Annotated in this window: 11 protein-coding genes; 4 read left to right on the top strand and 7 right to left on the bottom strand. The window is 56.9% G+C overall.

What is annotated here, in order from left to right:
• Positions 1-22: 22 nt before the first annotated feature.
• Positions 23-910, bottom strand: a complete 888-nt coding sequence (locus PI91_RS20005) for a LysR family transcriptional regulator (RefSeq protein WP_023345272.1) — start codon at positions 908-910, stop codon at positions 23-25.
• A gap of 102 nt (positions 911-1012) precedes the next feature.
• Here PI91_RS20005 and PI91_RS20000 point away from each other — a divergent pair, with 102 nt between their 5' ends.
• Both PI91_RS20000 and PI91_RS19995 read left to right on the top strand, forming a co-directional pair.
• Positions 1013-1423 (top strand): CidA/LrgA family protein, encoded by a 411-nt coding sequence (locus PI91_RS20000; RefSeq protein ID WP_021242769.1) that lies wholly within the window; start codon positions 1013-1015, stop codon positions 1421-1423.
• Positions 1416-2105: an LrgB family protein gene (locus tag PI91_RS19995; RefSeq protein ID WP_023326509.1), complete on the top strand. Its 690-nt coding sequence runs from the start codon at positions 1416-1418 to the stop codon at positions 2103-2105. The genes PI91_RS20000 and PI91_RS19995 overlap by 8 nt, the downstream gene beginning before the upstream one ends.
• Before the next feature lie 32 nt (positions 2106-2137).
• Here PI91_RS19995 and actP read toward each other — a convergent pair whose 3' ends face one another.
• The 3 genes from actP to acs form a co-directional block, all read right to left on the bottom strand.
• Positions 2138-3787 carry a cation/acetate symporter ActP gene (gene actP, locus PI91_RS19990; RefSeq protein ID WP_039266973.1) on the bottom strand — a complete coding sequence of 550 codons (1650 nt, stop codon included), beginning with the start codon at positions 3785-3787 and terminating at the stop codon, positions 2138-2140.
• On the bottom strand, positions 3784-4098 hold the full coding sequence (locus tag PI91_RS19985; protein WP_008503396.1) for a DUF485 domain-containing protein: 315 nt from the start codon (positions 4096-4098) through the stop codon (positions 3784-3786). The genes actP and PI91_RS19985 overlap by 4 nt, the downstream gene beginning before the upstream one ends.
• A gap of 82 nt (positions 4099-4180) precedes the next feature.
• Positions 4181-6139, bottom strand: a complete 1959-nt coding sequence (gene acs, locus PI91_RS19980) for an acetate--CoA ligase (protein WP_039266972.1) — start codon at positions 6137-6139, stop codon at positions 4181-4183.
• Positions 6140-6562: 423 nt separating this feature from the next.
• Between acs and gltP the strand changes: the two genes are divergently transcribed.
• Positions 6563-7876 carry a glutamate/aspartate:proton symporter GltP gene (gltP, locus tag PI91_RS19975; protein WP_039266971.1) on the top strand — a complete coding sequence of 438 codons (1314 nt, stop codon included), beginning with the start codon at positions 6563-6565 and terminating at the stop codon, positions 7874-7876.
• 83 nt (positions 7877-7959) lie between these two features.
• Here gltP and PI91_RS19970 read toward each other — a convergent pair whose 3' ends face one another.
• From PI91_RS19970 to fdhF, 3 genes are all read right to left on the bottom strand, one after another.
• Positions 7960-8634 (bottom strand): tetratricopeptide repeat protein, encoded by a 675-nt coding sequence (locus PI91_RS19970; RefSeq protein ID WP_039266970.1) that lies wholly within the window; start codon positions 8632-8634, stop codon positions 7960-7962.
• A 121-nt stretch (positions 8635-8755) separates the two neighbouring features.
• Positions 8756-8908 (bottom strand): Hok/Gef family protein, encoded by a 153-nt coding sequence (locus PI91_RS19965; RefSeq protein ID WP_008500037.1) that lies wholly within the window; start codon positions 8906-8908, stop codon positions 8756-8758.
• Positions 8909-9229: 321 nt separating this feature from the next.
• Positions 9230-11377: a formate dehydrogenase subunit alpha gene (gene fdhF / locus PI91_RS19960; RefSeq protein ID WP_082087749.1), complete on the bottom strand. Its 2148-nt coding sequence runs from the start codon at positions 11375-11377 to the stop codon at positions 9230-9232.
• A gap of 256 nt (positions 11378-11633) precedes the next feature.
• Here fdhF and PI91_RS19950 point away from each other — a divergent pair, with 256 nt between their 5' ends.
• Entirely contained in the window at positions 11634-12365 is a 732-nt protein-coding gene (locus PI91_RS19950) for a response regulator (protein ID WP_023293508.1), read from the top strand.
• Positions 12366-12367: the final 2 nt, after the last annotated feature.

Below are 12367 nucleotides of genomic sequence, written 5' to 3'. Positions count from 1 at the left end.
GTAAGCGCAGCGCCACCGGGCACTATTCAGACCGCACCCAAAACCCCTCACAACACTGCAGCCACGCCTGCGCGCTCTGCGACAAATAGACCCCTTCACGCCAGATCATCCCTAACTGCCAGTGCAAATCGCTCTCCAGCGGGATCCAGCGCAGCGTGTTTTTGTCCAGACGCTCGCAAATCGGCTGCGGCAGAATGGCAATCCCCACGCCAGCCTGCACCATCGCGGCCAGGAAATCCCACTGACCGCTGCGCACCGCAATGCGTGGCTTGACGTTATGTTGGTTAAACAGCGTCATTAGCTGGCGGCTAAGAGCGAAGTCTTCGTTGTAGATCAGCAGAGGGTGTTCGCCGAGCAGCTCAGGCTTCACCGCGTCCCTTTTCAGCCAGTCGCCGGAGCGGGGAACCAGCACGCACAGCGGGTGGCTAAAGAGCGGAAGCGTCGCCAGGCCGCTCTCTTCCTCAACGGGGAGGGCGGTCATGGCCACGTCGAGCTCGCCGTTAGTGACGGCCTGCTGGACGGTTAAGCCACCAAACTCCGAAATCTTCAGCTCTACGCCAGGATAGCGCTGGCGAAACAGGCTAATCGGTCCGGCCATCATCATCCCCACCATCGGTGGAATGCCGAGGCGAAGCACCCCTTTGGTCAGATGATTAATATCGTCCAGCTCTGCTTCCAGCTGGCGGAACTCCGCCAGAATGGCCAGCCCGCGTTCGAACACCACGCGTCCGGTGTCGGTCAGCAGCAGCTTGCGCCCGTCGCGGATCAGCAGGGTACAGTTCAGTTCATCTTCGAGGTTTTTCAGCATCTTGCTGATGGTGGGCTGGGTAACAAACAACTTCTCCGCTGCGCGGGTAAAACTTTGCTGGCGAACCACTTCGACAAAATAGCGCAGCGTTCTTATGTCCATGATTATTCCTCGAAACTATACCTGTGATGATTTTAATTCATTTCAGTCCATACCGTGCGCTCACTATACTGGCGCCTCGTCTCATTTTTGAGGAAAACCCCCATGGCCGTGGCGTTAAGCCGTGTTACGCCTGCCGTTGTACAACGACTCCAGGTCCCGGTTCAGGTACTGCTCTACGCGGGACTGTTTGTTTTCGCCGAATATCTTGTCGGCTGGCTCCACCTGCCGCTGCCTGCCAACCTGGTGGGGATGCTGCTGATGTTGACGCTCATCCTCTGTCGCGTGATCCCCCTTAACTGGGTGCGCGCCGGGGCGCGCTGGCTGCTGGCGGAGATGCTGCTGTTCTTTGTTCCTGCCGTGGTGGCGGTGGTGAACTATGCGCAGCTGTTGATGGTGGATGGCTGGCGTATCTTCGCGGTGATCGCGCTGAGTACGCTGATGGTGCTGGGAGCGACCGCCTGGGTGGTGGATAAAGTGTATCGCTTTGAAATCAGCAGGCACAAACATGACTAACTTTCAGATCAGCGTCTTGTGCCTGATCGCGACGCTGGCGATCTACTTTGCCAACAAGCGGCTGTATCGCCGGTTTCATGCGCTGCCGCTGATGCCGCTGGTCTTCACGCCGATCCTGCTGGTGCTGATGCTGGTCTTCGGCCATATCTCCTGGCAGAACTACATTGGTGAATCCCACTGGCTGCTGTGGCTGCTCGGCCCGGCGACCATCGCCTTTGCCGTGCCCGTTTACGACAACCTGGCGATTATCAGGCGCCACTGGATGTCGCTCAGCGCAGGCGTCATCACCGCCACGGTGGTCGCGGTCTGTAGCTCCGTCTGGCTGGCGAGACTGTTTACGCTGCCCGACGAAATTCAGCGCAGCCTGGCCGTGCGCTCGGTGACCACGCCGTTTGCGCTCGCGGCCGCTAAACCGCTCGGCGGGCAGCCGGACCTGGTGGCGCTGTTTGTGGTGGTGACGGGCGTCTTTGGGATGGCGGTGGGCGATATGCTCTTTCTGCGGCTTTCTATTCGGGAAGGAATGGCCAAAGGCGCGGGGTTTGGCGCGGCGTCGCACGGCGCGGGCACGGCACGTTCCTATGAGCTGGGCCAGCAGGAGGGCGTTGTCGCGAGCCTGGTGATGATGCTGTCGGGCGTGGTGATGGTGCTGGTTGCGCCGCTGGTGGCGTGGGTGATGTTTTAAGCTCCCCGGCCAGAATGGCCGGGGAGAAAGGTTTAGTGCGCGCGGCCCTGCTCAACGCCAAGACCGGTTTGTGAACGAATAAACTGGGCGCGGAATTTCTCGCGCTCCAGGTTACCTTCCGGCGAATTGTCGGTAGCCGAGAAGACCCAGATACCGATAAACGCCACGGCAATGGAGAACAGCGCCGGATATTCATACGGGAAGATAGCGCTTTCGTGACCGAGGATCTGCACCCAAATCGTTGGGCCCAGAACCATCAGGATCACCGCCGTCAGCAGCCCCAGCCAGCCGCCAATCATCGCGCCACGGGTGGTCAGCTTCGACCAGTACATGGAGAGCAGGATGATCGGGAAGTTACAGCTTGCCGCGATGGAGAAGGCCAGCCCCACCATAAAGGCGATATTTTGCTTCTCGAACAGAATGCCCAGCAGGATCGCCACAACGCCCAGCACCAGCACGGTGATTTTGGAGACCTTCAGCTCATCGCGCTCGCTCGCGCCTTTGCGGAAGACGTTGGCATAGAGGTCATGCGAGACCGCCGACGCGCCGGCCAGCGTTAAACCCGCAACCACCGCAAGAATGGTGGCGAAGGCCACGGCGGAGATAAAGCCGAGGAACAGGTTGCCGCCCACCGCGTCGGCCAGATGCACCGCCGCCATGTTATTGCCGCCAATCAGCGCGCCCGCGGCGTCTTTAAACGCCGGGTTTGCCCCCACCAGCATGATCGCGCCAAAGCCGATAATGAAGGTCAGGATGTAGAAGTAACCCATAAAGCCGGTCGCGTAGAAGACGCTCTTGCGCGCTTCACGCGCGTCGCTCACGGTGAAGAAGCGCATCAGGATATGCGGTAAGCCTGCGGTACCAAACATCAGGCCCAGACCGAGCGACAGGGCCGATATCGGGTCTTTCACCAGCCCGCCCGGGCTCATGATGGCTTCCCCTTTCGGGTGGACCGCCATGGCTTCGGTAAACAGGTTATTGAAGCTGAACCCGACGTGCTTCATCACCATAAAGGCCATAAAGCTGGCGCCGAATAGCAGCAGCACGGCTTTGATGATCTGCACCCAGGTCGTCGCCAGCATGCCGCCGAACAGCACGTACATCACCATCAGTACGCCCACCAGCACCACCGCGATGTGGTAGTTCAGGCCGAACAGCAGCTCGATCAATTTACCCGCGCCCACCATCTGCGCAATCAGATACAGCGCCACCACCACCAGCGAACCGCAGGCGGAGAGGGTGCGAATCGGTCCCTGCTTCAGGCGATACGAGGCCACGTCGGCGAAGGTGTAGCGGCCCAGATTGCGCAGGCGCTCGGCAATCAGGAACAGAATGATCGGCCAGCCGACGAGGAAGCCGAGGGAGTAAATCAGGCCGTCATAGCCGGAGGTGTAGACCAGCGCGGAGATCCCGAGGAACGAGGCGGCGGACATAAAGTCACCCGCAATCGCCAGCCCGTTCTGGAAGCCGGTAATGTTGCCGCCTGCGGTGTAGTAATCGTTACGGGAGCGCACGCGTTTCGACGCCCAGTAAGTGATGTACAGCGTCAGCACCACGAAAATTAGGAACATCACAATCGCCTGCCAGTTGGTTGGCTGGCGCTGTACCTCGCCGGTAATCGCATCTGCCGCGTGGGCGGCAAAGGGAAGCGTGGCGGCGAGCGCCGTCAGAATTCTCTTCATGATGCTTTTACCTCTTGCAGTACCGCTTTATTAAGGCGATCGAATTCACCGTTCGCGCGCCAGACGTAAACGCCGGTCAGCACAAATGAAATCACGATGACGCCAATGCCAATGGGAATACCGCGCGTCACGCTGGTGCCCTCGTGCAGCGGGGTGCCCAGCCAGTGCGGCGCAAAGGCGATCAGCAGAATAAAGCCGACATAGATAATCAGCATGATGATGGAAAGGGTGAAGGCAAACCGTTGCCGCTTATCGACGAGCTCCCTGTAGTGCGCACTATTCTCTATCTGCTGACAAATATGGTCATTCATCACAGAGTCTCCAAAGGTAAGGTTGGTTTGTTTTTATCCCCTCTCCCCTATGGGGAGAGGGTGAGGGGAGAGGGAGAAAACACTAGGAAGGCATTGCGATGGCCTGCTTCTCTTCGAGCAGTTTTTCCACCACGCCAGGATCCGCGAGCGTTGAGGTATCACCGAGGTTGCTGGTGTCCCCTGCCGCGATTTTGCGCAAGATACGGCGCATGATTTTGCCGGAGCGGGTTTTCGGCAGCGAGTCGGTCCAGTGCAGCACGTCCGGCGTCGCCAGCGGGCCAATCTCTTTACGCACCCAGTTGCGCACCTCAGCATAGAGCTCTGGCGACGGCTCTTCCCCGTGGTTCAGGGTGACGTACGCGTAAATTGCCTGGCCCTTGATGTTGTGCGGAATGCCGACAACGGCGGCTTCGGCAATCTTCGGATGCGACACCAGCGCCGATTCAATCTCCGCGGTGCCCAGACGGTGGCCGGAGACGTTCAGCACGTCGTCCACGCGTCCGGTGATCCAGTAATAGCCATCTTCATCACGACGCGCGCCGTCGCCGCTGAAGTACATGTTTTTAAAGGTCGAGAAGTAGGTCTGCTCGAAGCGATCGTGATCGCCGAACAGGGTACGCGCCTGACCCGGCCACGAGTCCGTGATCACCAGGTTGCCTTCGGTGGCCCCTTCCAGCGGGTTGCCTTCGTTATCCACCAGCGCAGGCTGTACGCCGAAGAACGGACGCGTTGCCGAGCCCGCTTTCAGCTGCGTGGCGCTCGGCATCGGGGTGATCATAAAGCCGCCGGTTTCGGTCTGCCACCAGGTGTCCATGACCGGGCATTTCTCGTTGCCGATTTTCTTCCAGTACCACTCCCAGGCTTCCGGGTTAATGGGCTCACCCACGGAACCGAGGATGCGCAATGAAGAGCGGTCGGTGCCTTCGATGGCTTTGTCGCCTTCCGCCATTAATGCGCGGATGGCCGTTGGTGCGGTGTAGAGAATGTTGACCTGGTGTTTGTCGACCACCTGGCACATACGCGCCGGGGTCGGCCAGTTCGGCACGCCTTCAAACATCAGCGTGGTGGCGCCACAGGCCAGCGGACCGTACAGCAGGTAGCTGTGCCCGGTGACCCAGCCCACGTCGGCGGTACACCAGTAGATGTCGCCCGGGTGGTAGTCGAAGACGTATTTGAAGGTAGTGGCCGCGTAGACCAGATAACCGCCGGTGGTGTGCAGCACGCCTTTCGGTTTGCCGGTTGAGCCAGAGGTGTAAAGAATGAAGAGCGGATCTTCCGCGTTCATCTCTTCCGGCTGATGCTGGTCGCTCGCCTTTTCAATCAGGTCGCTCCACCACAGGTCGCGCCCCTCGTGCCAGTCGATTTTGCCGCCGGTACGCTTAAGGACGATGACGTTGCTGACCGTGTTGACGTTCGGGTTTTTCAGCGCTTCGTCGACGTTTTTCTTCAGGGGGATACTGCGTCCTGCTCGCACGCCTTCATCGGCGGTGATCACCAGTTTTGAGCTTGAATCGACAATACGACCCGCAACCGCCTCTGGCGAGAACCCACCGAAAATAACGGAATGAATCGCGCCGATACGCGCACAGGCCAGCATGGCCACCGCCGCTTCCGGCACCATCGGCATATAGATAGCGACCACGTCGCCTTTTTTAATGCCTTTATCCAGCAGGACGTTGGCAAAGCGGCACACGTCGCGGTGCAGTTCTTTATAGGTAATGTGTTTGCTCTGCGAGGCATCATCGCCTTCCCAGATAATCGCCGTCTCGTTCCCGCGCGCGGCAAGGTGACGGTCCAGACAGTTTGCCGCCAGGTTCAGCGTGCCATCTTCATACCATTTAATGGAGACGTTACCGGGCGCAAAGGAGGTGTTCTTTACCTTCTGATAAGGTTTGATCCAGTCAAGGATATGGCCCTGCTCACCCCAGAAGGTGTCCGGGGCGGTAATAGATTGCTGATATTTCTCGTGGTACTGCTCCGGGTTGATCAGGCAACGGTCCGCAATGTTTGCGGGAATGTCATGTTTGTGTATTTGGCTCATGGCTTTTTTTCTCCTTGTAAGATGTTAATAATATGTCGCAAAAACGTTAATAGTAGGGGCTTTACAAGCTTTGTTTATTATTTGGGCGACAGATCACGCATTGTTTGAACAGGTTGAAAAATGAGCGAATGAAACTTTGAAGGAAAATAATTTATGCTGACGATTATTCACATTTATGTTTAAAAAAGGTTTTTTATAACAAAAGGTTATTTATTAGAATCAGGAGAAACTCCCGTCACAGACGCTTTTACGAGTGAAATGCGTCGTTCTTTAAGGCTTGCGCAACAGGCCGCGCAAATGATACTCATACGCCGCGTTAAAAAATCCCATAAATCGACGCAACACAATTCATACCCTTTCAGTATGTCCCCATATTCATGCAGTTTAAGTGAATAAGGCGCTTCATTGAGGAAGTCAGTTTCTATGAAAAACGTTAAAGTCAGCCTGGCCTGGCAGATCTTAATCGCCCTTGTGCTGGGCATCCTGCTGGGCAGTTACCTCCACTATCACAGCGACAGCCGCGACTGGCTGATTGCGAACCTGCTTTCACCGGCAGGGGATATCTTTATTCACCTGATCAAGATGATCGTAGTACCGATTGTGATCTCGACGCTGGTGGTGGGTATTGCAGGCGTCGGCGATGCGAAGCAGTTAGGCCGTATTGGTGCGAAAACCATTATCTATTTCGAAGTGATCACTACGGTTGCGATCATTCTCGGTATCACCCTGGCGAACGTTTTCCAGCCGGGTTCCGGGATTGATATGTCGCAGCTGGCGACGGTGGATATTTCGAAATACCAAAGTACGACCGCTGACGTGCAAAGCCATGCACACGGCCTGATGGGCACGATCCTTTCTCTGGTACCGACTAACATCGTGGCGTCGATGGCGAAGGGCGAGATGCTGCCTATTATCTTCTTCTCGGTCCTGTTTGGTCTGGGGCTCTCTTCACTGCCCGCGACGCACCGCGAACCGCTGGTGACCGTGTTCCGCTCGATCTCCGAAACCATGTTTAAAGTGACCCACATGGTGATGCGTTACGCGCCGGTAGGGGTGTTTGCGCTTATCGCCGTCACCGTGGCGAACTTCGGTTTTGCCTCCCTCTGGCCGCTGGCGAAGCTGGTACTCCTGGTGCACTTTGCCATCCTGTTCTTTGCGCTGGTGGTGCTGGGAATTGTGGCGCGTCTGTGTGGGCTGAGCATCTGGATCCTGATTCGTATCCTGAAAGATGAGCTGATTCTGGCCTACTCCACGGCAAGCTCTGAGAGCGTGCTGCCGCGTATTATTGAGAAGATGGAAGCCTACGGCGCGCCAGCGTCGATCACCAGCTTCGTGGTGCCGACCGGTTACTCCTTTAACCTGGATGGTTCCACGCTCTACCAGAGTATCGCCGCTATCTTTATTGCCCAGCTGTACGGCATTGACCTGTCGCTGTGGCAGGAGATCGTCCTGGTGCTGACCCTGATGGTGACGTCTAAAGGTATCGCAGGCGTACCGGGCGTTTCGTTCGTGGTACTGCTGGCGACGCTGGGCAGCGTAGGCATTCCGCTGGAAGGCCTGGCCTTTATCGCCGGTGTGGACCGTATCCTCGACATGGCGCGTACGGCGCTGAACGTGGTGGGGAATGCGCTGGCGGTGCTGGTTATCGCCAAGTGGGAACACAAATTCGACCGTAAAAAGGCGCTGGCGTATGAACGCGAGGTGCTGGGTCATTTTGATAAGACGGCTGACCAGTGATGTAAAAAGCCGGGTGGCGGCTTCGCCTTACCCGGCCTACACAAGCCGTAGGCCCGGTAAGCGCAGCGCCACCGGGCAAGGGTTTACTCCCCGCTCAACGCATCAAACTCTTCGCACCCCGTATCAAACCCTTCCGTACAGCTCAGGTTTAACCAGTACAGCGCTTTCTGTTTATTGGGCGTGATAAAGCCTTTCTCACCCTGCCTGAACAACATCCCAGCCCAGTACTCGGCGTAGCCGGTGCGCGAAAGGGCTGAACTCCGCTTGAACCACGAGGCGGCCTGCTCGTCATCCTGCGCTACCTCGACGCCGTTGGCATAAATCAGCCCCAGCAGCAGCTGTGCATCGACCGCAGAGTCGCTGTCGATATCTTCGGTTGCCGTGTGCAGCAGTCTGATGGCCTGGGGATAGTCCGTTTTTCCCGCCTGAGTATTCACCAGGATGCGCGCCAGCATGATCGCGCCGCGTTTGCTGCCAGCAATGTTTGCCTGCTGTGCCAGGGCTTTGGCCTGTGTGTAATCGCCCTGCGTAAAGAGGATTTGCGAGAGCAACCCCATGGCGTCGACATCGCCGCCTTTCGCGGCTTTCTCGGCCCACAGCGCGGCCTGCTTGCTGTCGCCGGAGCTGAAGTACGTATCGGCAAGATAATACTGGGCACGCGCATCACCGGCTTCCGCCTGTTTCCAATACTGGCTGCCTATCTCATCGGCGCGGGCGAAGGACGTTAAAAACACTAACAACAGAAAAATGGCTTTCATGGATTCTTATCATCTGGGTACACGCCGCGCAGTATAATCGCGGGCGCAAAAGAAAAAAATGGGTGCATTAAGACCTCAGCATCCTACAAGCCGGGCGGAACCGTTGTTCCGCCCGTAGAGGTTAGCCTGGGTTGCAGGCTAATTTAGCCGCCACCTCCTGATGCTCACTCTTTATTGAAAACTCGCAGAGCCTGCCGCGAGTAATAAAGGTAAAGATCACTATCGTCAGGCAAACAATAAAGACGATGCCTAACGCAGTTTTTAATGGCGTCATGCCTTTTACTCCTTGTCAAAAAAAGAATAAGAGGCTACTCTCAACTTGTTGGAGTTGAGGGAGTAGCCTCGGGTAAATGAAAATTTCCCGGGGCTTTCTACTTTCTGTCCCTCAACAATGCTCAAGACAGAAAGTCTTAAGCACCCGCCGCACATCTTATCCCTCTGAATTAAAATGCAAAGATGTAATTCCTTTTCGCGAAAATTACATTATTTCTGCGAGCCGCTTTCCAGAATGATAATTTCTATTTCTTATGAATTAATCGGAAATAAAAAGGGAGTGAATATATCACTCCCTTTATTCAACGATAAATTAACGGCTTCAACCCATTGCGCTTTCGCGCAGTCGGGCTTTCAGCTTGTTATATTCGTCGATCACGTACTGTTCCGCCGCGTGCTGATCCGCAATCGGCTCAACGTTTACGGCGCAGTATTTATACTCCGGCGTTTTGGTTATCGGGCTTAAGTTCTCCGTTACCAGCTCGTTGCAGGCACCAATCCACCACTGGTAGGTCATATAGACCGCCCCTTTGTTTGGACGATCGCTGACCTGCGCACGGGTGATAATCCGCCCTTTGCGCGAGTTCACCCACACCAGCGCTTCATCCTCAATACCGAGCCGTTCCGCATCGGCGGTGTTGATCTGCGCGTAGCCGGGCTCGTCCGCCAGCGCGGCCAGCGCGGCGCAGTTTCCGGTCATCGAACGACAGGAGTAATGGCCCACTTCGCGTACGGTGGAGAGCACCATCGGATACTCATCGGTGAGTTTATCGATCGGCGCGACCCAGTCGCAGGTGAAGAACTGCGCCAGCCCGTTCGGGGTGTCGAATTTCTCCTTAAAGAGATAGGACGTCCCCTGATCGGCCTCTGACTCGTCCCGGCACGGCCACTGGATGTATCCCAGCTCGCCCATTTTTTCATAGGTGGCGCCGTAGAAGTCCGGACACAGGCTGCGCAACTCATCCCAGATCTCCTGGGTGTTGTTGTAGTGCATCGGGTAGCCCATGCGGGTGGCGATTTCACTGATGATCTGCCAGTCCGTTTTCAGATCCCACTTCGGCTCGACCGCCTTGAAGAAGCGCTGGAAGCCGCGGTCGGCCGCCGTGTAGACGCCTTCATGCTCGCCCCAGGAGGTCGACGGTAAAATGACATCCGCCGCCGCCGCGGTTTTGGTCATGAAGATATCCTGGACAATCACCAGCTCCAGATCCTCAAACCCTTTACGTACTGCAGAAAGCTCGGCGTCGGTCTGAAGCGGATCTTCACCCATGATATAGGCCGCACGCACTTCGCCATGCGCCGCGCGGTGCGGCAACTCGCTGATGCGATACCCGGTGTGTTCCGGCAGGCTTTCCACGCCCCACGCCTTCGCGAACTTGGCGCGGTTTTCCGGGAACTTCACGTACTGGTAGCCCGGATAAGTATCCGGCAGCGCGCCCATATCGCAGGCGCCCTGCACGTTATTCTGACCACGCACCGGGTTCACGCCAACGTGCGCTTTACCCAGATTACCGGTCAGCATCGCGAGGCTGGTGAGCGAGCGCACGGTTTCCACGCCCTGGTAGAACTGGGTCACGCCCATACCCCAGAGAATGGCGGCGGTTTTTGCCCCGGCATACATTCTGGCCGCTTGACGAATCGCCTGCGCGCTGACGCCGGTTATCGCTTCGACGGATTCAGGCGTATAGCCCTCGACTATTTTCTTATACTCTTCAAAGCCTTCTGTACGGGTCGCGACAAACGCCTGGTCGTACAGGTTCTCCTCAATAATGACGTGCCCCATTGCGTTCAACAGCGCGATGTTTGAGCCGTTTTTCAATGCAATGTGCATATCCGCAATGCGCGCGGTTTCAATTTTGCGCGGATCGCAGACGATGATTTTCGCCCCATTCTGTTTAGCGCGAATAACGTGGTTCGCGACGATAGGGTGAGAATCCGCCGGGTTATAACCAAAGATGAAGACGAGATCGGTATTATCTATCTCGTTGATGGCATTACTCATTGCGCCGTTACCGACCGACTGGTGCAGACCTGCAACCGATGGGCCGTGTCAGACGCGAGCGCAGCAGTCGACGTTATTGGTACCAATAACGGCGCGCGCGAATTTTTGCATCACATAGTTGGTTTCATTTCCCGTCCCGCGGGAAGAGCCGGTGGTCTGAATCGCATCCGGGCCATACTTGGCCTTAATGGCACTCAGGCGCGTGGCGACATAATCCAGCGCCTCGTTCCAGGAGACGGCTTCCAGCTTGCCGCCGCGCTCGCGGCGGATCATAGGGGTTTTCAGGCGCGGGGTAAGAATTTGGGTATCGTTAATAAAATCCCAGCCGTAGTACCCTTTCAGGCACAGCGTGCCCTGGTTGGTTTTCCCCTGCGCGGCCTCCGCCCGGACGATTTTGCCGTTATCGACCACCAGGTGGATCTTGCAACCTGAGGCACAATAAGGGCAAACCGTGACGACTTTTTTCATCAGTCTGCTCCAGTTAATCGAATCGTTCGCACCCACTATGCAGCTTCTATGCCATGTTTTTTGTATGGGTATCCCCTGACTTTACGGCCCATCCGGGGTGAAAACCCTGACAAAAAGCAGTCAATCGTCAAAATTGACGTGTCGACAGGGCGGCGGATGTGACATGGGTTGAATTTCCGTCACTGAAAAAACCTTTTGACTGGAGCCGACGGCAGAATAGTTCAGACTTAACATAATCCCCTGACGGAAGCATACGATGAAACCGGCGATTCTGGTGGTTGATGACGATACGGCAGTCTGCGAACTGCTTCAGGACGTGCTGAGCGAGCACGTCTTTAGCGTGCTTGTCTGCCATAACGGCCAGGATGCGCTGCGCCAGGTGCAGCAGGAGCCGAATATCGCGCTTGTGCTGCTGGATATGATGCTACCGGATATCAACGGTCTGCAGGTTCTGCTGCAGCTGCAAAAGCAGCGTCCGGCGCTACCGGTTGTGATGTTAACCGGCCTGGGCAGTGAGTCAGACGTGGTGGTGGGGCTGGAGATGGGGGCCGACGATTATATTGGCAAACCGTTCAACCCGCGCGTGGTGGTCGCCCGGGTGAAAGCGGTGTTGCGCCGAACGGGCGCGCTGGCGGCAGAAGCCTCCGCAGCGCCCGTCGCGGGCATTGCGTTTAACGGATGGACGCTTGATACCACCCGCTGTGAGCTGATTGATCCGCAGCGTAATACCGTGCCCTTAACCCAGGGCGAGTACGGCCTGCTGCTGGCGCTCACGCAAAATGCCCGCCGGGTGCTGAGCCGCGATCGGCTGCTTGAGCTGACCCACAGCGAAAGCGCCGACGTGTTCGACCGCACGATTGACGTGCTGATCATGCGCCTGCGCCGGAAAATAGAGGCTAACCCGCATCAGCCTGCGCTCATCAAAACCATCCGCGGGTTGGGTTACGTGTTTGCCACCGATGTGAGCCGGCCCGAACAGGCGGCATAAGG

This window comes from Enterobacter sp. FB (assembly GCF_000805795.1).
In the GTDB taxonomy this organism is placed as follows: Bacteria; Pseudomonadota; Gammaproteobacteria; order Enterobacterales; family Enterobacteriaceae; genus Enterobacter; species Enterobacter roggenkampii.
Note: the sequence above shows the minus strand (reverse complement) of the source record. Positions and strands in the feature narration are given on the sequence as shown.

Coding starts and splice junctions, on each gene's coding strand:
- PI91_RS20000 (WP_021242769.1), top strand. CDS start 1,013: ATGGCCGTGGCGTTAAGCCGTGTTACGCCTGCCGTTGTACAACGACTC.
- acs (WP_039266972.1), bottom strand. CDS start 6,139: ATGAGCCAAATACACAAACATGACATTCCCGCAAACATTGCGGACCGT.
- actP (WP_039266973.1), bottom strand. CDS start 3,787: ATGAAGAGAATTCTGACGGCGCTCGCCGCCACGCTTCCCTTTGCCGCC.
- PI91_RS19950 (WP_023293508.1), top strand. CDS start 11,634: ATGAAACCGGCGATTCTGGTGGTTGATGACGATACGGCAGTCTGCGAA.
- PI91_RS19970 (WP_039266970.1), bottom strand. CDS start 8,634: ATGAAAGCCATTTTTCTGTTGTTAGTGTTTTTAACGTCCTTCGCCCGC.
- PI91_RS19995 (WP_023326509.1), top strand. CDS start 1,416: ATGACTAACTTTCAGATCAGCGTCTTGTGCCTGATCGCGACGCTGGCG.
- PI91_RS20005 (WP_023345272.1), bottom strand. CDS start 910: ATGGACATAAGAACGCTGCGCTATTTTGTCGAAGTGGTTCGCCAGCAA.
- PI91_RS19985 (WP_008503396.1), bottom strand. CDS start 4,098: ATGAATGACCATATTTGTCAGCAGATAGAGAATAGTGCGCACTACAGG.
- gltP (WP_039266971.1), top strand. CDS start 6,563: ATGAAAAACGTTAAAGTCAGCCTGGCCTGGCAGATCTTAATCGCCCTT.
- PI91_RS19965 (WP_008500037.1), bottom strand. CDS start 8,908: ATGACGCCATTAAAAACTGCGTTAGGCATCGTCTTTATTGTTTGCCTG.